Source organism: Dechloromonas sp. A34, assembly GCF_026261605.1.
Classification (GTDB): Bacteria; Pseudomonadota; Gammaproteobacteria; order Burkholderiales; family Rhodocyclaceae; genus Azonexus.
This window is the reverse complement of sequence record NZ_CP102486.1, coordinates 4,652,806-4,675,696: the sequence shown is the minus strand read 5'-3', so window position 1 is coordinate 4,675,696 and position 22,891 is coordinate 4,652,806. Positions and strand designations below refer to the sequence as shown.

Below are 22,891 nucleotides of genomic sequence, written 5' to 3'. Positions count from 1 at the left end.
GGGAGCCGGATTTTACGTCAGGTCGCTGAAAAAACACAGGTTTTCCCCGGTCGGCTTGCCCTGCTTGGCGAACTCAAGTAATTTGTCAGGAATGAGCATGAGCCCAGCCAAGAGCGCGAACCCGCTTGATAACGAAGAGATGCTGCTGGTTTTGCAGCAGACCCTGACCAAGAAACGGGTGTTGATCGTCGACCGCCATTCGCCGGCGCGCGATTCCTTGCGTTTGATGCTCGGCGCACTGGGGGTAACCTCGGTGCATGGGGCAGGCAATTCGGCCGAGGTGATCCGCCAGGTCAAGAGCAACCGCTTCGACATCATTCTTTCCGATTTCGTACTCGACGACGGTCGCGACGGCCAGCAGTTGCTTGAAGAACTGCGCCATGCCCACCTGATCCCGCTGGCCACGGTCTATATGATCATCACCAGCGAACGGGGCTATACCAATGTCGTGGCGCTGGCCGAGCTGGCGCCGGACGACTACCTGATCAAGCCGTTTACCGCCGAACAACTGCAGGCGCGCCTGGTCAAGGCCATCTATAAGAAACATGTCTTGCGCCGAATCTACGAGCAACTTGAGCGCGGCGACCTGCAGGAAGCGATTGCTGCCTGCGACCGGGTGATCCAGCAGCAGCCGGTCTATATGTATGACGCATTGCGCTTCAAGGGCGAACTGCTCCATACCCTGGGCCGGACGGCTGAGGCCGAGGCGGTGTTCCGCCGCGTGCTCGAGGGCGGGTCGTACCCTGGGCCAAGATGGGCCTGGCCACCGCCTTGCGCGACCGTGGGGCGCTGGACGAAGCCGGGCAGCTGGCTGAACAGGTGACCCAGGAGGCGCCGGAATATCTCTCGGCCTATGACTTTCTCGCCTCGGTGCAAGAAGCCAAGGGCAAGTTGCTCGAGGCGCAGCAGACCCTGCAGCGGGCGGCCGATGCCTCACCGCACAATACCCTGCGCCAGCGCCTGGTCGGTGACGTCGCAGCCCGCAACAATGATCTGCTGACCGCCGAAAAGGCCTATGGCAAGGTCATCGAGCGCAGCAAGGGCTCGAGCCTGCGCACCGTCGATGATTTTGCCAACCTGTCACGGGTGCTGGTCGAGCGCGGCAATGTCGCGGCATCGCGCAAGATCGCTGGCGAAATGAAGCGCGAGTGGCGCGGCGACAAGCAGGCCGAGATGGCGGCGCTGGTCACCGAGAGCCTTTGCCTGGAAAAGGAAGGCTCGCCCGACAAAGCCAGGCAACTCGTCGAGCAGGCACTCGATTTGCAAACGCAGATCGAGACCGAGTCGGCCGACAAGGGCAAGCATGTCTCGCAGCGCCTGGCCATCGATCTGGCGCATGCCTGCTATGCCACCGGTAAATCCGATGCCGCCGGAAAGATCATGCGTCAGGTGGCCGCCGAGAATCACGAAGATACCCATCTGATCGACCAGATCTCACAGGTTTTCCAGAAGACCGGACAGCAGGATGCCGGCAAGGCCCTGCTCGACCAGGTCGGCAGGGAAATCATCGAACTCAACAACAAGGGCGTCCTGGCCGCCCGCAGCGGCGACCTGGAAGGCGCCGTTCGGTTGCTGATCCAGGCGGTCGAACAGGTTCCCAACCTGCAGTTCCTGGTCAATGCGGCAAAGGCGATCTTCACGCTGATCGACCAGAAGGGTTGGGATGCCGAACTGGCGGCGCGGGCCGAAGATTACCTGCGGCGTGCCCAGCTCAAGGACCGTAAGAGTCCGAAAGTTGCGTCGGCGCGCGAACTCGCTGCCGCGGTCACCAAGAAGTACGGGGTTGCCGGCGATAGCGCCTGAGCCAGGCGGGGCCGGCCTCGCAACATTTTGAAACGTCTTGCCCAGGGCGTTTGTCCATCTATTCCTCCTGTTGCTGCGTTAATTGATCAACGGCGTCTTGCCCGGCTTCGCGCCATGCCCCTTTTCAGGAGTTGATCATGTCTTCCTTCTCGTCTTTTGCCCGCGTTGCGCTGGCGGTTTTGGCCTTGCTTCCGGCCATCGCTTTGGCCGACCCGCCTGCCCGGGTCGGGCGTCTGGCGCTGATTGAGAACGGGGTCGATTTTCGTGCCGACCGCGATGATGAGGCTACTGCGGCTGCGCTCAACTGGCCGATCAGCAGCGGTGCAATGCTCGAAACCGACCGCCGTGGGCGGGCCGAAATCTGGATCGGGTCTACCGCCTATCGGCTGGGCAGCAACAGCCGTTCCGAGTTCGTCATCGTCGATGACCGCCAAGTCAGCCTGCAACTCGATGAAGGCAGTCTCGCCGTCAGCATTCTCGATCGCGACCAGGCGGACGATGTCACGGTCCATACCCCGGACGGTAGCATTCGTTTCGCGACCCCCGGTCGTTACCGGATCGATGTCTTTTCTGACCACAGCGAACTGAGCGCTCAGGCCGGGCAGGCCATTTTGGATGATCGTGGGCGGATAACGCCGGTTGCCGCCGGCCAGAGGGCCAGCTTCGAGAGCGATGGCCGAGTGTCGATCGAGGGCGATTCCGATCTAGATGGCTTCGACCGTTGGGTCGCCGAGCGCGAGAATGCCACACTGGCCAGCGTTACGCGCCGTCATGTGTCACCCTACATGACCGGTTATCAGGACCTCGATGCCTATGGCGACTGGCGTCCGGAAGATGAATACGGCAGCGTCTGGTACCCGCGCGGCGTGGGCGACGACTGGGCGCCCTATCGCTTCGGGCGCTGGGCCTGGGTGGCCCCCTGGGGATGGACCTGGATCGACCAGGCGCCGTGGGGCTTCACGCCATTCCACTATGGGCGCTGGGCGCTGATCCGTGGGCGTTGGGGATGGACCCCCGGCCACCATTCGACCCGGCCGGTCTATGCCCCGGCGCTGGTCGGCTGGCTGGGCAATCCAGGCTGGAGCGTCAGCTTTGGTTTCGGTTCGGCGCCGGCAGTCGGCTGGTTCCCCCTCGCGCCGCGCGAGGTCTTTGTACCGAGGTATCAGCATAGTGCCGGCTATGTCCGACAGATCAACGTCACCCATGTGCGTGACGTGAGCATCATCGACCGCACCGTCCGTGCCGGAGGCCACGAGCAGTTCGCCCATCGCGCTACGGCGCGGGCAGTGACCGTGGTGCCGGCCAGCTTGCTCCGCGAAGGGCAATCGATCACGCCAACCGAAGTCCGCCGGGCCGAACGCTACGACCTCGGACGCGCCCCGCTGGCTGGTCGGGCGCCGAGCGCCGACTGGCTGGCGCCGCCTGCCGCCGCGCGGGTGCGTCCGGAAGGTCGCCAACAACCCGCTTTTCAGGGCCGGCGCGGCGATGATTCGGGGGCGCGGATGCAATCTGCCTCGCCGGCTCGCGAGTTCGACGGGGCGAACCGTCGGGGTGATGGCCCGCTGCCACGGCGCGAAGCCCGGGATGAGCGCCCGGCCATGTCGCCGTTCGGGTCCGTTCGGGAGCCGGGACGCGACGGGCGCGATGTGCCGCGGCAGGAGCGCCAGGAAAGGCAGGGCGCACGCGATTCCGCCCCGCCCGCTTTTCGCCCGGAAGCCCAGTTCCAGTCGCCCGCGTCGGTGCAGGCCATACCGCAAGGCGCGCCGCAGGCGGTGCCGGCACCCCGCGAGCGCGACTTCCGCCGCGAAATGCGCGACGAGCCGCGCCAGTCGCTCCGCGCTAGCGAAGCCCCGGCCCTCCGTCCCCAGGAATCAGCGCCGCCGGCATTCCGGGAACGCGACTTCCGGCGTGAAACGCGCGACGAACCCCGTCAGTCGGCCCGCTCCGTCGAGGCGCCGGCTTTCCGCACCCCGGAAGCATCGTCACCGGTGCCAGCAGTGCGGGCGCCGCAACCGCAGGCAGCTCCCCAACCGGCACTGCCATCGCCGTCCCGGGAACGGGAATTCCGCCGCGAAATGCGCGACGAACCACGCTCGGCACCCCGTTCCTCCGAGTCCCCGGCTTTCCGCACGCCGGAGGCGCCACCCCCGGCACCGGTGATTCGGGCACCGCCGCAAGCCGCTCCCCAGTCGGCTCCGCCGCCACGCGAACGGGAGTTCCGCCGCGAAATGCGCGCGGAGTCGCGCCCGGTACCTCGCCCCAGCGAGGCCCCGGCCGTCCGCCTGCCAGCTCCTCCGGCACCGCAGTCAGCGCCGCAAGCACAGCCCCAACCGCAGGCTGTACCGGCGCAACAGGAGTCGCGGGGACGTGACCGTGGCCGTGGCGGCGAGCGCGACCGCGACCGCGACGAACGCGGGCGTTAGGCCCAGGCGTTTTGCCAGATCGCCCGGCAAGCCGGGCGATCTTTGCCGCGCATCAAGGAAGTAAAGGCGGCAGTTGTCCAGAATCGGCCTGTGAACAACTTCCGGGGATCAGGCCTTGAGTCTGGCAACCACGCTTCCGTTTCCTGAACCGGCGGCCGGGCGGATTCCCGGCAACAAGGGCATCTGGGTCGGCATCTTCTGCGAACTGACCGAGTTCGCGCTGATGTTCATTGTCTTTTTCCTGGCTCGCGCCCACAACCCGGAGGCCTTCCACGACGGCCCGGCCCGCCTGGCAACCAGCGCCGGGGTGATCAACACCGTGCTGATGCTGAGTAGCAGCTACTTTGTCGCCCGTTCGCTCGGCGCCATCCGCCACAACCGGCCACGCCACACGCTGTACTGGCTGGGCGGCGCGCTGGCCTGTGGGGTCGGCTACCTGATCGTCAAGACCATCGAGTTCGCCTGGTACGGCGAGCAGGGCATCAACGGCTCGACCGGCGTCTTCTTCACCACCTACTACTACCTGGCCTTCAACCATCTGGTCCATGTTGGCTGGGGCAGCCTGGGCATCCTCTGGGTCATGGCGCGGACCTGGGCCGGCGCCTATTCGCCGGAGGATCACGAAGGGCTAGAGGCTTTCGCCTGCTACTGGCACACCATCGACCTCGCCTGGCTGATCATTTTTCCGATCGCCTATGTCTGGCACTGAGATGAGCCACGATCGCAAACTGACCCTGGCCTGGCTCTTCCTGCTCGTGCTGACCCTGGGCGGCGGTTATCTCGGCGAAACGGCTGAGCCCGGGCTGGCTATTACCTTGATCGTGGCGGCGGTGATCGCCATCAAGGGGCGGCTGGTGATCGACCACTTCATGGAGCTGGGCGGCGCCAACCGGCGCATTCGCCGGCTGATGAACGCCTATTTCTACGTCCTGCCGGCGATGGTCATCGCCGTCGACCTGTTTGGCCCGCTGCTGGCGCGGCTGACCGCGATCTAGCTAGCGCCAGCCCTTGTCGTCGTGGCGCTAGTGCTTGTGGCCGAGGCCGAGATAGGCTTCGATCACGCGCGGGTCGGCCGCCAGTTCGGCGCTCGGCCCGGCCAGCGAAACCTCGCCAGTCTCCAGTACGTAGCCGTAGTCGGAAACCTGCAGCGCGGCGCGGGCGTTCTGCTCGACGAGCAGGATGGCGACGCCGGTCTGTTTGAGCGCGGCAATGATCCGGAAGATTTCCTTGATGATCAGCGGGGCCAAGCCGAGGCTCGGTTCGTCGAGCATCAGCAGCTTGGGCTTGGCCATCAGGGCGCGGCCCATGGCCAGCATCTGCCGTTCGCCGCCGGACAGCGTGCCGGCCAGCTGGGCACGGCGTTCCTCGAGGCGCGGGAAGAGCTCGAACACCTCGTCCATGGTTTCCATCTGGTCGCGGTGGCCGGTGCGGTAGCGGTCGAAGGCGCCGAGCAGCAGATTGTCCTCGACACTCATTTCGGCGAACAGCTCGCGCTTTTCCGGGACCAGCGTCATGCCGTGGCGGACCAGGTGTTCGACCGAGCGTTCCTGGCGCTGGGCCTGGCCCATGTAAACGATATCGCCACGCGATGGCAGCAAGCCCATCAGGGCCGCCAGCAGGGTCGTCTTGCCGGCACCGTTGGGGCCGATCACGGTGACGATCTCGCCGCGGCGGATGGTCAGGCTGACTTCGTGCAGCGCCTCGACCTTGCCATAGGCGACACGCAGGTTCTTGACGTCGAGAATGACCTCGTTGTCGTGCAGGTGTGAGTGCTTGCTCATGTCTTACTCCACGCCGCCCAGATAGGCTTCCAGCACCTTCGGATTCCGCTGGACCTCCTCGGGCAGCCCTTCGGCGATCTTCTCGCCGAACTCCATGACCACCACGCGGTCGGCCAGGCCCATGACGAAATCCATGTCGTGCTCGACGAGCAGGATGCCCATGCCTTCAGCGCGCAGCTTGCGGAGCAGTTCGGCGAGCGCCTGTTTTTCCTTGTAGCGCAGGCCGGCGGCCGGTTCGTCGAGGAGCAGCAGGCAGGGGTCGGAGGCCAAGGCGCGGGCGATTTCGACAATGCGCTGCTGGCCGAGGCCAGGCTGCCGGCCGGGTCGAACATGTGCTCGGCGAGGCCGACGCGCTCGATCTGGCGCGCCGCTTCGGCGAGCAGGCGGTTTTCCTCGGCGCGGTCGAGGCGCAGCGCGGCGGCGATGACGCCCTTGCTGCCGCGCAAATGGGCGCCGATGGCGACGTTTTCGATGACTGACATCTGGCCGAGCAAACGCACGTGCTGGAAGGTCCGGCTCATGCCGCGCCGGGCGATGTCGCGCGACCCCTGGTCAACGGTCGATTCGCCGAGGAAGGCGATTTTCCCCTCGCTGGCCGGATCGACGCCGGAAATGCAGTTGAACATCGTGCTCTTGCCGGCGCCGTTCGGGCCGATCAGGGCCATCACTTCGCCGGCCCGCACGTTGAGGTCCATGTTGTTGTTGGCGACCAGGCCGCCGAAACGCTTGGTGACTTCGGCGGCTTCGAGCAGCACCGTGCCGGTTGCCGCCGACGGGCGTTTGGCGAGTATGTCGGCAGTCGGAACCGTGCGTTGCCGGCTGCGGCTGGGCAGCAGTTTGACGATGACCGGCCACAGGCCGACGCGGGCTTTCTGCAGCACGATGACCATGGCGATGCCGAAGACGATGATCTCGAAATTGCCGCTCTGGCCGAGAATCTGCGGCAGCCAGTCCTGCAGCCATTGCTTGAGGACAGTGATCAGCCCGGCGCCGAGCACGGCGCCCCAGACATGGCCCATACCGCCGACGACGACCATGAACAGGTATTCGATGCCCTGGTTCAGCGCGAAGGGCGTCGGGTTCACGAAGCGCTGCAGGTGGGCGTACAGCCAGCCCGAGGCGCTGGCCAGCAGCGCGGCGATCAGGAAGATGACGATCTTGGTGCGCTGGGTATTGACGCCCATCGCCTCGGCCATCACGACGCCGCCGCGCAGGGCGCGAATCGCCCTGCCCTCGCGCGAATCGAGCAGGTTGCGGATGGCGACGATGGCGAGCAGCACGACCAGCCAGATCAGGTAGTAGAACTGATTGCCCGACTTCAACTCCCAACCGAACAGCGATACCGCCGGAATGCTGGTGATGCCGGTGTGGCCGCCGAGAAACTCGAGGTTGCCGAACAGAAAATACAGGCTGATGCCCCAGGCGATGGTGCCCAACGGCAGATAGTGGCCGCCCATGCGTAGCGTAATGAAGCCGAGGAACAGCGCGACGGCGGCGGTGATAGCGAGGCCGATGAACAGCGTCAGCCAGGGCGAGAGGCCGTAGGTGGTGGTCAGGACGGCCGTCGTGTAAGCGCCGAGGCCGACGAAGGCGGCCTGCCCGAACGAGGTCAGGCCGCCGACGCCGGTCAGCAGGACGAGCCCGACCGCGACGATGGCATAGAGGCCGATGTAGTTGAGCAGCGTGATCGAGAACTCGGGCAGGAGGCTGGGCGCGACCAGCAGCAGGCCGATGAAGGCGACGAAGGGCAGGTGACGCAGCCAGCGCAGTTTTGGCCGGGCGTCGTGCGGTTCGGCATTGACCTCGTCGGTATGCTCGTCGTCATCCTCGACATGGCGTGTCGTCAGCGAACGCCAGAGCAGCACCGGGATGATCAGCGTGAAGACGATGACTTCCTTGAAGGCGCTGGCGTAGAAAGAGGAGTAGGACTCGAGCAGGCCGACCAGGATGGCGCCCAACGCGGCCAGCGGATAGGAGGCGAGACCGCCGATGATGGCACCGACGAAGCCTTTGAGGCCGATCAGGAAGCCGGAGTCGTAGTAGATGGTGGTGATCGGCGCGATCAGGATGCCGGAGAAGGCACCGATGGCGGCGGCCAGCGTGAAGCACAGCTTGCCGGCGAGGACCGGCGGAATGCCCATCAGGCGGGCGCCGGTGCGGTTCATCGCGGTAGCGCGCAGGGCCTTGCCGTAGATGGTGCGCTCGAAGAAGAAATAGAGGCCGATGATGAGCAGCGCCGAGGCGACGACGACGAGGATGGTCTGGCCCTGCAGCGGGGCACCGGCCAGTTCGAAGCTGAGGTCGGTGAAGGCCGGCGTGCGCGAGCCTTCGGCGCCGAAGAAGAGCAGGCCGAGGCCGATCAGGGCGAGGTGTACGGCGACTGAGACGATGAGCAGGACGAGCACCGAGGCACTGGCCAGCGGCTGGAAGGCGATGCGGTAGATCATCGGCCCCATCGGGACGACCAGCAGCATCGAGATTACGACCTGCACCGCCAGCGGCAACTGGGTCGGCGGCACGGCGAAGAGGCCGGCGGCGGCGAGCAGCGGCCCGCCGACATTGAAGATCAGCAGCGGTGGCAGTTTGGCGTAACGGCCCTCGCGTAGCAGACGGATGCCGTCGAGCACGGCGACCGTGCTGCCCAGCCCGAGCAGCAGCCAGATCGTGCCCGGCACCTGGCCGGCTTGCAGCGAGGCCAGGGTCAGGGCGCCGAAGGCGACGAATTCTCCCTGCGGGATGAAGATGACACGGGTGACGGCGAAGACCAGCACCAGGGCGAGGGCCAGCAAGGCATAGATGGCACCGTTGGTGATGCCATCCTGGCCAAGGAGTAGGAGAATTTGGAGGTCCATGAACCTGAAACGAAAAAGCGCGGCGCCGCCGGAGCGGGCCGCCGCTGGATGGTCAGAGCGCGATGGCGCTGCGGCGCTGGATCAGCCGCAGGCCGGTGATTACTTGATCAGTTTCCAGGTGTTGTTTTCGATGGTGACCATGACGCGGGCGCGCTGGTCGAAACCCTGGTGATCGTTTGGCGTCAGGTTGAAGATGCCGTGGGCGCCGGCCAGGTTCTTGGTCCCTTCGAGGGCGTCGCGCAAGGCCTTGCGGAATTCCTTGGTCCCCGGCTGGGCTTTCTTGAGGGCTACAGGAATGGCGCTCTGCAGCAACTGGCCGGCATCCCAGGCGTGACCACCGAAGGAGCTGATGCTGCCCTTGCCATGCGCCGCTTCGTACTTGGTGACGTATTCCAGTGCCGACTTCTTGACCGGGTTGTCGGCCGGCAGCTGGGCGGCGACGACCATCGGTCCGACCGGCAGGAAGGCGCCCTCGACATCCTTGCCGCCGACGCGCAGGAAATCGTTGTTGGCGACGCCGTGCGTCTGGTAGATCAGGCCCTTGTAGCCTTTTTCCTTGAGCGCCTTCTGCGGCAAGGCGGCCGGGGTGCCGGCGCCGCCGATCAGCACGGCATCCGGCTTGGCGGCCATGATCTTGAGGATCTGGCCGGTCACCGAGGTGTCGTTGCGCTGGAAGCGCTCGCTGCCGACGATCTTCAGCTTACGGGCTTCGGCGATCTTGGCGAATTCCTTGTACCAGCCTTCGCCGTAGGCATCGGCAAAGCCGATGAAGGCGACGGTCTGGACATTCTTGTCGGTCATGTGCTGGACCAGCGCGGTCGCCATGTGGGCGTCGTTCTGGGCTGTCTTGAAAACCCACTGGCGCTTGGCGTCCATCGGTTCGACGACGATCGCCGAGCCGGCCATCGAAATCAGCGGCGTCTCGTTTTCGACGGCGACGTCCATCATGGCCAGCGAGTTCGGGGTGGTGGTCGAGCCGATCACGACATCGACCTTGTTCTCGGTGACCAGCTTCTTGATGTTCTTGGTCGCCGCGGTCGGGTCGGTGGCATCGTCGAGCACGATGTAATTGACCTTCTGGCCGCCGATCGTAGTCGGCAGCAGAGCGATGGTGTTCTTTTCCGGGATGCCGAGCGAAGCCGCCGGGCCGGTGGCCGAGACGGAGACGCCGACGTTGATGTCGGCCAGCGCAGCGGTGGACAAAGCAGCGAGAACGGCAACGGTCAGTTTCTTGAGCATGGTTTTTATCCCGAATCCGAAACGTAAAAAGGAAATTTTAGCATGTGGCACCCCGACCCAAGGCCCGAGGTGCCACGCATCGACACTGGTCGCAGCAACTTAGCGGGCGAGCCTCCAGGCTCCTTCCTGAACGGTGACCATGACCCGGGCCCGCTGGTCGAGACCAAGGTGGTCGGTGGCGCTCATATTGTAGACGCCATGGGCGCCGGCGACATTCTTGGTGCCTTCCAGCGCATCGCGCAGCGCCAGACGGAACTCGCGGCTACCTGGCTGCGCCTTCTTGAGCGCCGCCGGGGCGGCGTTCGCCAGCAGCTGGCCGGCATCCCAGGCATAGCCGCCGAAGGCATTGATGCTGCCCTTGCCATGCACGGCCTCGTACTTGCTCTGGTATTCGACGGCAGATTTCTTGACCGGGTTGTCGGCCGGCAGCTGGCCGGCGACCAGCACCGGGCCGGTGGGCAGTACGGTACCTTCGCAATCCTTGCCGCAGACGCGCAGGAAGTCGTTGTTGGCGACGCCATGGGTCTGGTAAATGGTGCCCTTGAAACCCTTTTCCTTCAGCGACTTCTGGGGCAAGGCGGCCGGTGTGCCGGCTCCGCCAATCAGGACAGCATCGGGCTTGGCCGAAAGGATCTTGAGGATCTGGCCGGTCACCGTGGTATCGGTGCGGTTGAAGCGCTCGTTGCCGACCAGCTTGATCTTGCGCACTTCGGCCAGCTTCGAGAATTCGTTCCACCAGCCCTCGCCGTAGGCGTCGGAAAAGCCGATGTAGGCCACGGTTTTGATATTGTTGTTGGTCATGTGCTCGACGATGGCGGTGGACATCTGGGCATCGTTCTGCGGCGTCTTGAAGACCCACCGGCGCTTCTCGTCCATCGGCTCGACGATGCGGGCCGAGGCGGCCATCGCGATCATCGGCGTTTCACCCTCGGCGGCAACGTCGACCATGGCCAGCGAGTTGGGCGTCGTGGTCGAGCCGATGATCAGGTCGACCTTGTATTCGCTGATCAGTTTGCGGGTGTTCTTGACCGCGGTGGTCGTGTCGGAAGCATCGTCAAGGACGATGTAATTGACCTTCTGCCCGGCGATGCTCTTCGGCAGCAGATCGATGGTGTTCTTTTCCGGAATGCCGAGCGAGGCGGCCGGACCGGTGGCGGATAGCGTGACGCCGACATTGATATCGGCCAGCGCGCCGACGGCGAGGGTCGAAAGCAGCGTAGCGAGCAGTGTTTTCTTCAATTTTGTCTCCCCTGGATGAATCGATTACGCAAAGGTTAAAACCCTATAATCTGGACGGCTTTCCCGCAAGCCGCCTGATCAAATGCCCGTGATAAAGTTTGCCCTTTGCTCAAAACAGGTCCTGCCATGTTCTCTGGAATCGTTGCGGCGGTCGGCCGCATCACTCACCTGACCGCCCGCGAAGTGGGCTTTCGCCTGCATGTCGAAGCCGGCGCCCTCGATATCGCCGACGTCGCTCTCGGCGATTCGATCGCCCATAACGGCGTCTGTCTGACCGTTGTCGCCAAGGAAGGCAATCACTTCATGGTCGACGTCTCGCCGGAAACCCTGTCCTGTACCGTCGGCCTCGATGCCCCGGGCCCGGTCAATCTGGAGAAGGCATTGCGTCTCAACGACGTGATCGGCGGCCACTTGGTCTCCGGCCACGTCGACGGCGTCGGCGAGGTGCTGCGCTTCGACCCGGTCGGCGACAACCGCCTGCTCGAAATCCGCGCCCCAAAGGACATTGCCAAGTTCATCGCGCGCAAAGGGTCGATCGTCGTTGACGGTACCAGCCTGACCACCAACGAGGTCAAGGGCACCGACTTCACCATCAACCTGATCCCCCACACCCTGGAAAACACGACGCTCGGTCGCCTTCAGCCGGGCAGCAAGGTCAATCTGGAAATCGACCTGATCGCCCGCTATTGCGAGCGTCTGCTCAGCGCCGAACGCGAGGCCTGAAAAAATGGCCGGGGCGGTCCTTGTAAATCGCCCTCCCCGCCCCCATAATCGAAGCATGGTTGTAATTCCGGCAATCTGGAGGCGTTCTGGACAGGGGTTCGATTCCCCTCACCTCCACCTAAGCGCATACGGTGTGTTTAGTTGGGGGTGTACTGGCTTCGACAGGGCGGGCAAAGGTGCGCAGGCAACTCGTCAGGCGATCGACGTTAATGAAGCAAATCCATAATTGCCAATGATGAGCAATTCGCTATTGCCGCCTAAAAACGGTTAGCCGGGGCTGCTAGAGCCTTGTTACCAAAGATAGCCGGCGGGGACTTCGGTCCCCGTCGTCAATTCTGACTTCGCCTAACTTTCCAGCCGGAAGACGATGGGCACGATGACCGAGGCCTCGACCGCCTCGTCACCGCGCTTGGCGGGAACGAAGCGCCAGCGCGCCACGGTCTGGCGGGCCGCTTCATCCAACCGTTCGAAACTGCTGCTGCGTTCCAGTTCGACAATCGTCGGCTGGCCGTTCGGGCTGACCCGTACCTTGAGCAATACTTTGCCCTCTTCGCCCAGGCGGCGGGATAGTGGCGGATATTTCGGTTCCGGATTGTGCAGGTAGGCGGCGTCGAAGCGGGCGGTCGTCACCGCGACCGGCGCAGTGCTCGCCACGACCGTCGGCGCCGGTGTGGCTGCCGGGGGGCGACCGCCTCGGGGACCGCAAAAGCTGCCGGCGAAGCACTTTGTTCGGGGGACATGGCGAGTAGCGGGCGGGGCGTCGGCTTGACGCGCTCCCGAGGCGCAGCGGCCGGCGTCGGCGGCAGCGGTTTGGGCGGGACGATCTCCGGCTTGGCCGGCGGTGCCGAGACGGTTTCGACCAGGCGAACCATGATCGTCGTCGGCTCGGGAATTTCCAGCTTGCCGATGGCGACTTGCAGCGGCGAGAACAGCACGACGGCGTGCAGGAGCACGGCGAGCAGCACAAAGCGACCGCTTCTCCGCCATTCGGGGAGCTCGGGCTGAAAGTCGAGGCGCTGGGAAATCATCTTGCTATTTTACGTGTTCGCGAACCCAGCGTTCTAGGCGCTCGAGCGGCACGACGCCGGAGTTCGCTTCGCGCCGGTGTCGGGCGTCGAAAAAGTAGGTGCGGGGCAGTTCGCCAAACCAGCGGCGGTCGATCGCGAAGCGCAGCTTTTCCGGCTGCGCGTCGGCGAATACCCATTGCGCCTGCCGGCCCAGACCGTAATCGGCGGCGAGCCGTTCCAGTTGCGGCGTGTCGGCCGGCGTGTCGGCGGCGACCAGCACGATGTCGAGACCCGGATGCTGGCGCACCAGTTCGCCCAGCGCCTTGAGCTCGCTCGGGCAGTGGATGCAGGTGGCCGACCACAGGGTGAGGATGAAGGCTTTGCCGGATCGTTCGTCCTGGATCTGCTGCAGGCTGCCCGGGCCGAACGGGCGGACGTCGGCCTCGGCGAGGCCGGCGAGCAAGGCGAGGAGAAGAACGAGCCACCTCATGGCGTGACCTGGCGCAGCTGCATGCCGTCGTCGGCCGTGTTCCAGACCAGCCAGAGCGCGTCCCGTCCGGCGATCAGCAAGGGATCATCGGCGGCCCCCGCGGTCTTGGCGAGGGCTGCCGGCGCCGACCAGGACTGGCCGCGGTCGGTCGAGCGCAGGGCTACGATGCGGGTTTCCCGGCCGTCGAATTCGCGCCAGACGAGATGGACGCTGGCGCCGTGCACGGCGAGCGCCGGATGGCCGGCCTGGGCATCGAGATTGCCGAAGGGCAGCGGCGCCGTCATCGCCTCACCGTCGATGCGCCGGTAGTGCAGGCCGGGTGACTGCTCGGCGCCGGTGAACCAGGCGATATGGCGGCCGCCTTCGGCATCGATAGCCAGCGCGCCGCCATGGTGCGGGCAGGCGTCGATCGCCCAGCCGTCTTCCGAGGCGCGGCGCGGTGTTTCGTCGAGACGGGCGAGCGCGAAGTCGCGCTGATTGGGCGCGAAAACGTGGCGCCAGAAGACGACCGGGGTGCCGTCGCGGTCGGCTGCCAGGCCGAGCCGGCAGCATTCGCAGGAGTGATCGGCGAGTTTCCGGTTCGCCGCAAAGCTGCGCCCGCCGTCGCTGGAGCGGGCGCTGTAGATCGCGGCGCCGCGATAGTCGGCCCGGCCCTGGCCGTCGCGCTTGTCGATCCAGGCCACGGTGACGCCCTGGGCGTCGGCCAGCATGGCATTGAAGCGGTGGGTGATCGGGGCGAGATCGTCATTGATGGTCAGCGGCTCGGCGAAGCTGCGCCCGCCATCGGCGGAAACGGCGAGCCGGATGTGGCCGGCGAAGGCTTGGGGCAGGGCCTGCGTCCAGCTGACATAGACCCGCTGGCCGACGATGGCAAGCTGCGGGCGGGCCTCGCCATCGGCAGAAATCAGTTCCGGGGTCCGATTGACGGTAACCGGCGCCGTGAACGGCTGGCCGGGTGCCTCGGTCCGGCTGAGCTGCAACTGCCGGCCGACGGCGCGCAGCAGCCAGAGGCGACCGTCGGCGTCGAAGCTGGCGGCGACGGCCAGGCGCGGCGCCTTGTCCTGCTTCTCCTGCCACATCTGCGCATAATCCGGTTTGGCCGCGCCATGGTCGTGAGCCAGCGCGACGGCGGCGATCAGGCTGCCGGCGAGCAGCGCGCCCAGTCGCCTCACCATTTGGCCTGGACTCCGGCGGTCAGGGTGCGCGGCAGGCCGGGGGCGAAGGTCTCGAAGCCCGAGGTCACGCCGGTGCTTTCGGCATAGCGCCGGTCGGCCAGATTATGGAGGTTGGCAAACAAGCTGATGTCGCGGGCCAGCGGGTACTGGCCGCGCAGGTTGAGCACGTCATGGCCCGGGTATTTGGCGCTATTGGCCTGATCGGACCACCAGCTGCCGAAATGCAGCCATTCGAGCTGGGCCAGCCCGCGCTCGCCGTGGCCGAAAGTCAGGCGGCTGTTGGCGATGACGCGCGGGGCGAGTTCCATTTCCTTGCCGCTGTAGTCGGTGCTGCCGATTTTCCAGGTTTCGTAGGTGTGCTTGGCGTAGGACAGCGCGCTGTCGATCCGCCACAGCGACGCCAACTGGGCACCGAGGCCGAACTCGACGCCGCGGTGCAGCGTCTTGCCGGCGTTGGTGGCCGTCGAGATATTGCTTACCGGGTCCTTGAAGCTCAGGATGTCGTCTTTCTTGGTCATGTGATAGAGCGAGACTTCGTAATTGACGGCAACCCCCAGTTTGCCGCGAACGCCGATTTCGTAGCTGTCGACCTTGATCGGCTTCAATAGTTGCGCCGAGTCGGCGGCGATGCGGGCGGCGGCGGCGCTGCCGGCGACTGCCGGGCGGAAGAGCTGGCCTTCGGACGGGGTGCGGAAGGCATGGTTGTAGGCCACGAAGCCGTTCAGCGATTCGGTGAAGGCATAGGTCGCGCCGAGTTTCGGACTCAGGTGATTGAAGTCGATATCGGTGTCGGCGACCTGGCCGTAGTAGCGGCCGCCAGCCAGGATCGGCGTGTTGGCGAAATGGTTGGTGAACTGGTAGGTCACGCTGTCGTAGCGCAGGCCGCCGGTCAGCCGCAGTTTGGGCAGCGGGGAAATCTCGCCATGGACGTAGGGCGAGATGCCGCGGTAGCTGACGTCGTAGTCATAGACCCGGGGACCGCTCCGATAGCTGGTGTAGATCGCGGTATAGCCGCTGCCGATTCGAGTCGGGACGATGCTGTCTTCAAGGCGGCTGCCTGGACTGTAGTCGAGGTCGACGCCGACGATCAGCCGGGTGCGGAGCGGCGCAAAGTCGTGGCGGTACTTGATCTGGGTGCCGAAGGACTGGTTCTCGGTGGTGTAGCGGGTCGGGTCGTAGGCCAGCGTCCAGTTGGCCAGCAGGTCCATGTTGTCGTAGCGGTAGTAGGGGGTGATGCTCAACAGCGAGTTGCCGGACTCCCGCTCGTAGGCGCTCGACAGCCGGAAGGCCTGGACCTTGCGCAGCGAGATCGGCGTGTAGTTGGTGCGCGGGTTGTGGTCGTAATCGTTCTTCGAAATGGCCGAACTGCCGGCGGTTTCCTGGTCGATGTTGGAGACGGTGGCGACCGTCTTCAGCACGGCGTCGTTACCGATCGCGCTGTCCCAGCGCAGGGTGCCGCTCTGCCGGTCGTAGGCGGTATGGTCGCGCCAGCCGTCGGTGTGGCTGAGATTGAGGTCGGCGCGAAAGGCATGGTCGCCGAAGGCATTGCCGCCGGTGAGCAGGGCGCGCTTCCAGCCGTAGGAGCCGGCTTCCAGCGAGCCTTCGATCTCGGCCTTGGTCGGCGGTTTCCGGGTCAGGACGTTGATCACGCCGCCGATCGCATCGGAACCGTAGAGGGCGCTGCCCGGCCCCTTGTTGATCTCGATGCCGCCGGCCATCGGCAGGTTCACCTCGTACAAGGCGTTGTGGTTGAAGAAGCCGGTCGACCGGGTCGGGATGCCGTCCTCGAGATAAAGATAGACCGGGCTGGTGGTCAGCGGCTGGCGAATCGCCGTTTGATGCCCCTCGCCGCCGGTGACATTGACCCAGACGCCGGGCACCTGGCCCATGATCTCGGAGGGGTGGCTCGGGCGGACTTCGCGCAGGGTCTTTTCCTTGATGACGCCGATGCTGGCCGGGGTTTCCGCAACCAGCTGCCCCTCGCGGGTGGCGGTGACGGTGACTTCGCCGAGGGCCTGATCAGCGGCAGCGGCTCGCGCCGGCATAACGGCAGCCAACAGAGCCAGCGCCAACGGGGGCATTGCGGAATTCTTCATCATCGAATCCTAATTGATGTGTATCAAAAAATGCTTATGAAACAAATATTTAGGATTGAATGGTACGTTCCGGGCTGGGGTGCCCGGAATGCGGCAAATTGTCGCACCCAGGCCGGTTATGTCACCTCAATAGGCGGTGGCGGCCAGGTCGACCTGAAAACTGCGCGTCGCATGAACGCCGGCAATTCGGAGGGGGGCCAGGACCCGGGCCCTTTCGAGGCTCTTGATGATGCGCGAGATGGTTTCAAAGCGCAGGTCGGTGATGTCGGCGATATCCTGCCGGGTCGGCAGCACGACCTGGCCGGCGCTGTCGGTGAGCAGGCGGATCAGGCCGATCACGCGGTCGACCGCCTGGCCGCCGCGCAGGGCGACGATGTCGGCGGCCCGCCGCTGGGCGATGGTCAGCGATGCGAGCAGCGCTTCGCCGGCGATGGCGGGTTCGCCTTCGGGCCACGGGTTCAGTTCGCAACGGGTGAGGGCTGAGGCGGTGAAGGTATAGCAGCCGAAGAGCAGGGTCTCGCAACCGAGGATGTCGCCGCCAATGGCGAGACTGGCGAAGGTCGTTTCGCCATTGATGGTGGGTGTATCGAGGCGGACGACGCCGTGCCGGACGCGCCAGGCCAGACCGTCGCCGCCGGCTTGGTAAATGGCTTGACCGGCTTCGAGGGTGCGTGACAGGCGTATCCCAGGCTTGCTGCTGCGCTCGTTCGATGGCAGTGGGCACATGATGGAACTCCTGGCGAAAAGTGCGGAAAGCCCCGCCGGATAGCGGGGCTCTGCGGACGGCGGGATCAGTGGATTCAATCAGAAACTCAGATTCAGTCCCGCATAGATCGAGCGCCCCATTCCGGGCACGCCGATGCCGTGGGGGACGCCGTTGATGCTCATGGTCGTTCCCTGGCCGGTATAGGCGCCGCCGGTCGGTTGGTAGTAGAACTTGTCGAAGAGGTTCTCGATGCCGAGGTCGAGGCGCACCTTAGGCCAGGTGTAGCTGGTGCGCATATTGACCACGCCGAACCCGGATGTCCGGATTTCGTTGCGGACATCCGAAACCGCCCGCTTGCCGGTTACCCCCAGAACTTCGAGCCCACTGTCCCAGCTGCCGAAGTGGTGGGTCAGTGTCAGCTTGGCGTTGAGTGGCATGATGTTGTAGAGGTTGTCGCCGGTTTCGCGGTTTTTGCCGTCTGTGTAGTTCAGCAGGCCGCGCAGCCCGAAGTCGCCGAGACTGGTGTTGGCCAGCGGCATGCGCCCGGAGAGGTCGAGACCGAACAGGCGGGCCGACTGGTTGGCGTACTGGAGAACCACGAACTGGTTGGTCGTGATCCGGTTGGCCGCAGTGCAGGCTGCACCGGTTGTGCACCGGATGGCGTCGATGTAGTCGGCGACGTGCGTGTAGAAGGGCGTTGCCTTCAGTTCGTAGCTGCGGTCGGCTGTATGCAGGTCGACGGTGGCGGAAAGGGTATGAGCTTTTTCCGGCTTCAGGTCGAGGTTGCCGATGTAGCCGTTACCGTCGCCGACAAAATTGTTCATGACAGCGGCCATTGCCCAGGTCGACCAGGTGTAGCGTTCATAGAGATTGGGCGAGCGGACTTTACGCGCGAAACCGAATTCGATATCGGCATTGAGGCTGGCGCTGTAGCGGCCGAGAGCCGTGACTTCCCAGTTGTCGTCGCTGCGTTCGTGGCGGCGGGCGTTGAAGGCATTGGCATCGACAAACTGGTTGCCGGTCGCGGCGGGTGCCGTGTTGTATCCGCGAACGTTGCCGGCATCCATCTGCACGCGTTCGTAGCGGACACCGAGCAGCGCTAGCCACTGCGGGGCGAAACGGGATTCCCATTCGCCGAACAGTGCGCTGCGGTCGCGCTGGCCATCGCTGATGTTCTCGAAGGTGCCGGGCCACATGCCGGCCCCTGAGGCCGGCCACCAGTCATCCAGGCGATAGCGGAGATACAGCCCTCCGAGACGGATCAGGTTTTGTGGATCGAGGTCGACATCGGTCTTGAAATTCAGTCCGCTGGTCGTGCTCCGCGTATACATCGGCATGCCGGCGGCGCAGGTTGCGCTGGGCGGGGAACAAGGCGTGCCGTTGAGCGCCGTCGCGCCGCCCGTGGCGGTGCCGTACCAGAAACGCTTGTCGTCGCCGAAATCCATGAAGTGATCGACTTTCTCGTGGAAAGCGCGCATTTCCAGCGCGCCCCAGGCGAACTGCCCAAGGTAGCGCAGGTTGAAGCGCTTCTGCTTGTTGTCGAGCATGTCCATGCGCTGGTTCGGGTAGAGCTGTTCGGGAACTTCCTGATAGCCGATCCGGGCATCGAGCAGATGGTTGCCGCCCTTGATTGCAAAGCCCAGGGTATGGGTGCGGGTTTCATAGGCCGTCGATCCGACCTCGTCCTGGGCCAGTGTGTGGCCGGCGCGACCGCTGACCGTGGTCCTCTTGAAGTCACCGCCGGCCTTGAAGTTATCCGCCTTTGCCCAAGCGCCGCTATAGCTCAGGTTGAAATTCTCGCTGGCGGCGGTTGCCGAGAGGTTGGCGCCGACGGCGTTGCCGTTGCTGCGGTAGAAACTGCCGACTTCGCCCCGGGTCTGCATGCCCTGGCCGGCGGTAGCGAAAACCGGCGCCTTCGACTCGGCGATGATCGTGCCGCCGATGCTGTCGCCGCCGAGGCTAACCGGCGTAATGCCGGCGTAGACCTTCAGCTTGCCGACATTGGTCGGGTCGATATAGGACAGCGGCGGGTTCATGTGGTTGGGACAGGAGGCGATGAAATCCATCCCGTCGACCTGGATGCGCAGGCGGTCATCGGCCATGCCGTGAATGATCGGCAGGCTGGAGGTGCCGCCGGCACCCTGCAACGCAACTCCAGGAACGTCACGGAGCAGGCTGGCGGTGTCGCTGCTCGCCGGGCGGAGTTGTTGCAACCGGCCGTCGCCGACGGCTGTCGATACGGGTGCTTCGCGCCCGGCTTTGACGATGACCTCGTCAAGCACCGGCGCCGGCCGGGTTTGGGCACTGACCGAATGCGGCGCGCTACCGGCGCAAACGAGTGCAATCGTCGCTGCCAGCGGACGGATGCGAAACCCCATGACAAACCCCCTCGACTCTTGATTTTTGAGGCGCGAATTGTCGAGGGATAGTCGGGTGGCGGGAATGTGGCAAATCGTCGCGCGACAATCTGCCGCAGGCAGTTGCGCCGGCCGGGGCCGGCGACTGCAGGGGGTCTCTTAGCCTTGCTTCAAGCCTGCGAAATAGGCGTCGGCGGCGGCGACCGTCGCGGCGATGTCGGTTGCGCTGTGAGCCGCTGAGACGAAGCCGGCCTCGAAGGCCGAGGGGGCGAAGTAGTGGCCGGCATCGAGCATGGCGTGGAAGAAGCGGTTGAAGGCTTCCTTGTCGCAGGCCAGCACTTCGTCGTAGGTGCTCGGGCAACGCTCCGCGAAATAGAGGCCGAACATGCCGCCGACGTTCTGGGCGGCGAAGGCGACGCCATGCTTCCGGGCGGCGCCGACCAGGCCGTCGCACAGGGACTGGGTCTTGGCGGTCAGCGCTTCGTAGAAGCCGGGAGCCTGGATCAGCTTCAGCGTGGCCAGCCCGGCGGCCGTCGCGATCGGGTTGCCGGACAGCGTGCCGGCCTGATAGACCGGGCCGAGCGGGGCGATCTGTTCCATGATCTCGCGCTTGCCGCCGAAGGCGCCGAGCGGCATGCCGCCGCCGACCACCTTGCCGAAGGTGGACAGGTCGGGGGTGATGCCATAGAGGCCCTGGGCGCTCTTCAGGCCGACCCGGAAGCCGGTCATCACTTCGTCGAAAATCAGCACAGCGCCGTGTTGGGTGCATTGCTCGCGCATCGCCTTGAGGAATTCCGGGGTCGGGGCGATCAGGTTCATGTTGCCAACCACCGGCTCGACGATCACGGCGGCGATCCGGTCGCCGTGTTTGGCGAAGGCGTCGGCCAGTTGCTGCGGGTCGTTGTAGGCGAGGACCATGGTGTGCTGGGCGAGATCATCAGGCACACCGCTCGAGGACGGGTTGCCGAAAGTCAGCAGGCCGGAGCCGGCCTTGACCAGCAGGCTGTCGGAATGGCCGTGGTAGCAGCCTTCGAATTTGATCAGGATGTCACGCCCGGTATAGCCGCGAGCCAGCCGGATGGCGCTCATCGTCGCTTCGGTGCCCGAGGAAACCAGACGCACCATGTCCATTGACGGCACCAGCTCGCAGAGCAGGTCGGCGATGTCGACTTCCTTTTCGGTCGGCGCGCCGAAGGACAGGCCGTCGACCACAGCAGCCTGGACGGCGGCGATCACCTCGGGGTGGGCGTGACCGAGGATCATCGGCCCCCAGGAACCGACGTAATCGACGTACCACTTGCCGTCGGCGTCCTGCACCTTGGGCCCGACTCCCTTCTGGAAGAAGCAGGGGGTACCGCCGACCGAGCGGAAGGCGCGGACCGGCGAATTGACGCCGCCGGGAATGTGGCGCTGGGCGCGTTCGAACAGTTGCTGGTTGCGTGAGGTCATGGCGTGGCTTCCTCGAAAAGACGTTGGTAGGCGGCGGCTCGGGCAGCGATGTCCGGCGCGTTGAAGAGGTCGGTGATGACGGCGAGCAAGTCGGCGCCGGCGGCGATCAGCGGCGGCGCATTGGCCAGCGTGATGCCGCCGATGGCGCAGCGCGCCGCACCCAGTGCACCGGCCTGGCGGAACAGGTCGAGCCCGGCACATGCCGCATCGGGCTTGGTCGGCGACGGATAGACGGCGCCGAAGGCGACATAGTCGACGCCGGCCGCGGCGGCGGCCCGGGCGGCGGCGAAATCGGCATAGCACGATGCCCCGAGAATTTTGTCCGGGCCGAGAATGGCGCGGGCGGCAATCAGGTCGCCGTCTTCCTGGCCGAGATGCACGCCGTCGGCGTCGATCAGGAAGGCCAGGGCGAGGTCGTCGTTGATCAGCAAGCGGGCGGCGAAGCGTCGGGTCAGGGCGCGCAGGGCCCGGGCGCGGGCGACGCGCTCGGGCATGGCGCTGGTCTTGTCGCGGAACTGGACGATGCGGCAGCCCCCGGTCAGCGCCGCCTCGACATCGGCCAGCAGGCGGGCGCCGTCGGCACAATCCGGAGTGATGGCGTAGAGGCCCCGCAACTTATGCATCGGCAGCCTTGGCGGCGTCGCCGGGCTCGGCCGGCTCGGCGTCGTCATCGTTGGCGCGCGCCCAGAAGAAACGATCCGGGATGAACTGGCCCATGCCGCCACGGAAACCGTTCTTCAGCGTCTGCCAGGTGTAATCCTGGGCGTCGCGCACGGCATCCTCGACGCTGGCGCCGCCGGCGATGCAGCCGGCAATCGCCGAGGCCAGCGTGCAGCCCGAGCCGTGAAAGCTGCCCGGCAGGCGCTCCCAGCGGTCGCGGCGGATGACGCCGTCGGTGCTGTACAGCGTATTGACGACCTCGGGCGTGTTTTCGTGGGTGCCGGTGATCAATACATATTGCGCGCCCATTTCGATCAGGCGCTGGGCGCAGACATCGATCGACGGCTCTCCCTCGTCGTCGTCGCTTTCGGCCAGGCGGCGGGCTTCGGGGGCGTTGGGGGTAAGTAGCGTGGTCTGCGGCAAAAGCATTTCGCGGATGGCCGAAATGATTTCCTCGCCGGAAAGCTCGTCGCCGCGGCCGGACGCGAGCACCGGATCGAAGATCAAGGGGGTTTCCGGGTAATCGGAAACGATCTCGGCCACCGCCAGCACGTTTTCGACGCTGCCCAGCACGCCGATCTTGAAGGCGGCCACCGGCATGTCTTCAAGTACCGTGCGTGCCTGTTGCTCGACCAGTTCGGCGCTGACCGGATGCACGCTCTGGACGCCGACGGTGTCCTGCACGGTCAAGGCGGTGACGGCCGTCAACGGGTGGCAGCCCAGGCTGGCCAAGGTCAGGATGTCGGCCTGGACCCCGGCCCCGGATGAGGGGTCGCTGGCGGCAAAGACCAGTACCTGGGGCGGGCTGGGGGGCGTTGTGATGCTGGAGTTCATGGCTGTTCGCGCCGTTGGCGGGCGCGAAAGGGATTGGGTAAGATGAGACCGATTTTA

At 65.3% G+C, this 22,891-nt stretch carries 19 protein-coding genes, 1 other RNA gene and 2 pseudogenes; 7 read left to right on the top strand and 15 right to left on the bottom strand.

The annotated features are described in order from the left end of the window. Nucleotides 1-97: 97 nt before the first annotated feature. The 5 genes from NQE15_RS23280 (at nucleotide 98) to NQE15_RS23260 (ending at nucleotide 5,221) form a co-directional block, all read left to right on the top strand. A complete protein-coding gene (locus tag NQE15_RS23280) occupies nucleotides 98-823 on the top strand; it encodes a response regulator (protein WP_265945233.1) in 726 nt (241 codons plus the stop codon). After that, the gene (locus NQE15_RS23275) at nucleotides 754-1,803 is read left to right on the top strand and encodes a tetratricopeptide repeat protein (RefSeq protein WP_265945231.1); all 1,050 of its coding nucleotides are present in this window, start codon (nucleotides 754-756) and stop codon (nucleotides 1,801-1,803) included. Before NQE15_RS23280 ends, NQE15_RS23275 begins: the two co-directional genes overlap by 70 nt. A gap of 137 nt (nucleotides 1,804-1,940) precedes the next feature. Then, on the top strand, nucleotides 1,941-4,226 hold the full coding sequence (locus NQE15_RS23270; RefSeq protein ID WP_265945228.1) for a DUF6600 domain-containing protein: 2,286 nt from the start codon (nucleotides 1,941-1,943) through the stop codon (nucleotides 4,224-4,226). A gap of 115 nt (nucleotides 4,227-4,341) precedes the next feature. Continuing rightward, entirely contained in the window at nucleotides 4,342-4,935 is a 594-nt protein-coding gene (locus NQE15_RS23265; RefSeq protein WP_265945227.1) for a cytochrome c oxidase subunit 3 family protein, read from the top strand. Nucleotide 4,936: 1 nt separating this feature from the next. After that, the gene (locus tag NQE15_RS23260) at nucleotides 4,937-5,221 is read left to right on the top strand and encodes a cytochrome C oxidase subunit IV family protein (protein ID WP_265945226.1); all 285 of its coding nucleotides are present in this window, start codon (nucleotides 4,937-4,939) and stop codon (nucleotides 5,219-5,221) included. Between the two features lie 27 nt (nucleotides 5,222-5,248). Here the strand turns inward: NQE15_RS23260 and NQE15_RS23255 are convergent, their stop codons facing one another. The 5 genes and pseudogenes from NQE15_RS23255 to NQE15_RS23235 all read right to left on the bottom strand — a co-directional run bounded on the left by NQE15_RS23255 (nucleotide 5,249) and on the right by NQE15_RS23235 (nucleotide 11,337). Then, entirely contained in the window at nucleotides 5,249-6,007 is a 759-nt protein-coding gene (locus NQE15_RS23255; RefSeq protein WP_265945225.1) for an ABC transporter ATP-binding protein, read from the bottom strand. A gap of 3 nt (nucleotides 6,008-6,010) precedes the next feature. Next, nucleotides 6,011-7,767, bottom strand: a pseudogene (locus NQE15_RS23250) (ABC transporter permease subunit). Nucleotides 7,768-7,824: 57 nt separating this feature from the next. Then, a pseudogene (locus NQE15_RS23245) lies at nucleotides 7,825-8,859 on the bottom strand (branched-chain amino acid ABC transporter permease); the annotation flags it as partial. Between the two features lie 99 nt (nucleotides 8,860-8,958). Then, entirely contained in the window at nucleotides 8,959-10,098 is a 1,140-nt protein-coding gene (locus NQE15_RS23240) for an ABC transporter substrate-binding protein (RefSeq protein ID WP_265945224.1), read from the bottom strand. A gap of 99 nt (nucleotides 10,099-10,197) precedes the next feature. Next, on the bottom strand, nucleotides 10,198-11,337 hold the full coding sequence (locus NQE15_RS23235; RefSeq protein ID WP_265945223.1) for an ABC transporter substrate-binding protein: 1,140 nt from the start codon (nucleotides 11,335-11,337) through the stop codon (nucleotides 10,198-10,200). 126 nt (nucleotides 11,338-11,463) lie between these two features. Between NQE15_RS23235 and NQE15_RS23230 the strand changes: the two genes are divergently transcribed. Continuing rightward, nucleotides 11,464-12,060 (top strand): riboflavin synthase, encoded by a 597-nt coding sequence (locus NQE15_RS23230; protein ID WP_265945221.1) that lies wholly within the window; start codon nucleotides 11,464-11,466, stop codon nucleotides 12,058-12,060. A gap of 7 nt (nucleotides 12,061-12,067) precedes the next feature. Beyond that, nucleotides 12,068-12,392, top strand: a transfer-messenger RNA (tmRNA) gene (ssrA, locus tag NQE15_RS23225). A 13-nt stretch (nucleotides 12,393-12,405) separates the two neighbouring features. Here the strand turns inward: ssrA and NQE15_RS23220 are convergent. The 10 genes from NQE15_RS23220 to thiD all read right to left on the bottom strand — a co-directional run bounded on the left by NQE15_RS23220 (nucleotide 12,406) and on the right by thiD (nucleotide 22,834). After that, nucleotides 12,406-12,714: an energy transducer TonB gene (locus tag NQE15_RS23220; RefSeq protein ID WP_265945219.1), complete on the bottom strand. Its 309-nt coding sequence runs from the start codon at nucleotides 12,712-12,714 to the stop codon at nucleotides 12,406-12,408. Beyond that, a complete protein-coding gene (locus NQE15_RS23215; protein WP_265945217.1) occupies nucleotides 12,687-13,088 on the bottom strand; it encodes a hypothetical protein in 402 nt (133 codons plus the stop codon). The genes NQE15_RS23220 and NQE15_RS23215 overlap by 28 nt, the downstream gene beginning before the upstream one ends. Nucleotides 13,089-13,092: 4 nt before the next feature. Continuing rightward, on the bottom strand, nucleotides 13,093-13,557 hold the full coding sequence (locus NQE15_RS23210; RefSeq protein ID WP_265945214.1) for a TlpA family protein disulfide reductase: 465 nt from the start codon (nucleotides 13,555-13,557) through the stop codon (nucleotides 13,093-13,095). Next, nucleotides 13,554-14,732: an exo-alpha-sialidase gene (locus NQE15_RS23205; protein ID WP_265945212.1), complete on the bottom strand. Its 1,179-nt coding sequence runs from the start codon at nucleotides 14,730-14,732 to the stop codon at nucleotides 13,554-13,556. The genes NQE15_RS23210 and NQE15_RS23205 overlap by 4 nt, the downstream gene beginning before the upstream one ends. Then, nucleotides 14,726-16,828, bottom strand: a complete 2,103-nt coding sequence (locus NQE15_RS23200) for a TonB-dependent receptor (protein WP_265945210.1) — start codon at nucleotides 16,826-16,828, stop codon at nucleotides 14,726-14,728. The genes NQE15_RS23205 and NQE15_RS23200 overlap by 7 nt, the downstream gene beginning before the upstream one ends. A gap of 126 nt (nucleotides 16,829-16,954) precedes the next feature. Continuing rightward, a complete protein-coding gene (locus tag NQE15_RS23195) occupies nucleotides 16,955-17,554 on the bottom strand; it encodes a Crp/Fnr family transcriptional regulator (RefSeq protein ID WP_265945208.1) in 600 nt (199 codons plus the stop codon). 78 nt (nucleotides 17,555-17,632) lie between these two features. Beyond that, a complete protein-coding gene (locus tag NQE15_RS23190; RefSeq protein ID WP_265945206.1) occupies nucleotides 17,633-19,912 on the bottom strand; it encodes a TonB-dependent receptor in 2,280 nt (759 codons plus the stop codon). A 138-nt stretch (nucleotides 19,913-20,050) separates the two neighbouring features. Then, nucleotides 20,051-21,340, bottom strand: a complete 1,290-nt coding sequence (gene hemL / locus NQE15_RS23185; RefSeq protein ID WP_265945204.1) for a glutamate-1-semialdehyde 2,1-aminomutase — start codon at nucleotides 21,338-21,340, stop codon at nucleotides 20,051-20,053. After that, the gene (gene thiE, locus NQE15_RS23180; protein WP_265945202.1) at nucleotides 21,337-21,963 is read right to left on the bottom strand and encodes a thiamine phosphate synthase; all 627 of its coding nucleotides are present in this window, start codon (nucleotides 21,961-21,963) and stop codon (nucleotides 21,337-21,339) included. Before thiE ends, hemL begins: the two co-directional genes overlap by 4 nt. Continuing rightward, the gene (gene thiD / locus NQE15_RS23175; protein ID WP_265945200.1) at nucleotides 21,956-22,834 is read right to left on the bottom strand and encodes a bifunctional hydroxymethylpyrimidine kinase/phosphomethylpyrimidine kinase; all 879 of its coding nucleotides are present in this window, start codon (nucleotides 22,832-22,834) and stop codon (nucleotides 21,956-21,958) included. The genes thiE and thiD overlap by 8 nt, the downstream gene beginning before the upstream one ends. Nucleotides 22,835-22,891: the final 57 nt, after the last annotated feature.

Bases quoted from the DNA above. Each gene is read 5' to 3' on its own strand.
- NQE15_RS23280 (WP_265945233.1), top strand. From the start codon at position 98: ATGAGCCCAGCCAAGAGCGCGAACCCGCTTGATAACGAAGAGATGCTG.
- NQE15_RS23275 (WP_265945231.1), top strand. From the start codon at position 754: ATGGGCCTGGCCACCGCCTTGCGCGACCGTGGGGCGCTGGACGAAGCC.
- NQE15_RS23270 (WP_265945228.1), top strand. From the start codon at position 1,941: ATGTCTTCCTTCTCGTCTTTTGCCCGCGTTGCGCTGGCGGTTTTGGCC.
- NQE15_RS23260 (WP_265945226.1), top strand. From the start codon at position 4,937: ATGAGCCACGATCGCAAACTGACCCTGGCCTGGCTCTTCCTGCTCGTG.
- NQE15_RS23255 (WP_265945225.1), bottom strand. From the start codon at position 6,007: ATGAGCAAGCACTCACACCTGCACGACAACGAGGTCATTCTCGACGTC.
- NQE15_RS23240 (WP_265945224.1), bottom strand. From the start codon at position 10,098: ATGCTCAAGAAACTGACCGTTGCCGTTCTCGCTGCTTTGTCCACCGCT.
- NQE15_RS23230 (WP_265945221.1), top strand. From the start codon at position 11,464: ATGTTCTCTGGAATCGTTGCGGCGGTCGGCCGCATCACTCACCTGACC.
- NQE15_RS23215 (WP_265945217.1), bottom strand. From the start codon at position 13,088: ATGATTTCCCAGCGCCTCGACTTTCAGCCCGAGCTCCCCGAATGGCGG.
- NQE15_RS23210 (WP_265945214.1), bottom strand. From the start codon at position 13,557: ATGAGGTGGCTCGTTCTTCTCCTCGCCTTGCTCGCCGGCCTCGCCGAG.
- NQE15_RS23205 (WP_265945212.1), bottom strand. From the start codon at position 14,732: ATGGTGAGGCGACTGGGCGCGCTGCTCGCCGGCAGCCTGATCGCCGCC.
- NQE15_RS23200 (WP_265945210.1), bottom strand. From the start codon at position 16,828: ATGAAGAATTCCGCAATGCCCCCGTTGGCGCTGGCTCTGTTGGCTGCC.
- NQE15_RS23195 (WP_265945208.1), bottom strand. From the start codon at position 17,554: ATGTGCCCACTGCCATCGAACGAGCGCAGCAGCAAGCCTGGGATACGC.
- NQE15_RS23190 (WP_265945206.1), bottom strand. From the start codon at position 19,912: ATGGGGTTTCGCATCCGTCCGCTGGCAGCGACGATTGCACTCGTTTGC.
- hemL (WP_265945204.1), bottom strand. From the start codon at position 21,340: ATGACCTCACGCAACCAGCAACTGTTCGAACGCGCCCAGCGCCACATT.
- thiE (WP_265945202.1), bottom strand. From the start codon at position 21,963: ATGCATAAGTTGCGGGGCCTCTACGCCATCACTCCGGATTGTGCCGAC.
- thiD (WP_265945200.1), bottom strand. From the start codon at position 22,834: ATGAACTCCAGCATCACAACGCCCCCCAGCCCGCCCCAGGTACTGGTC.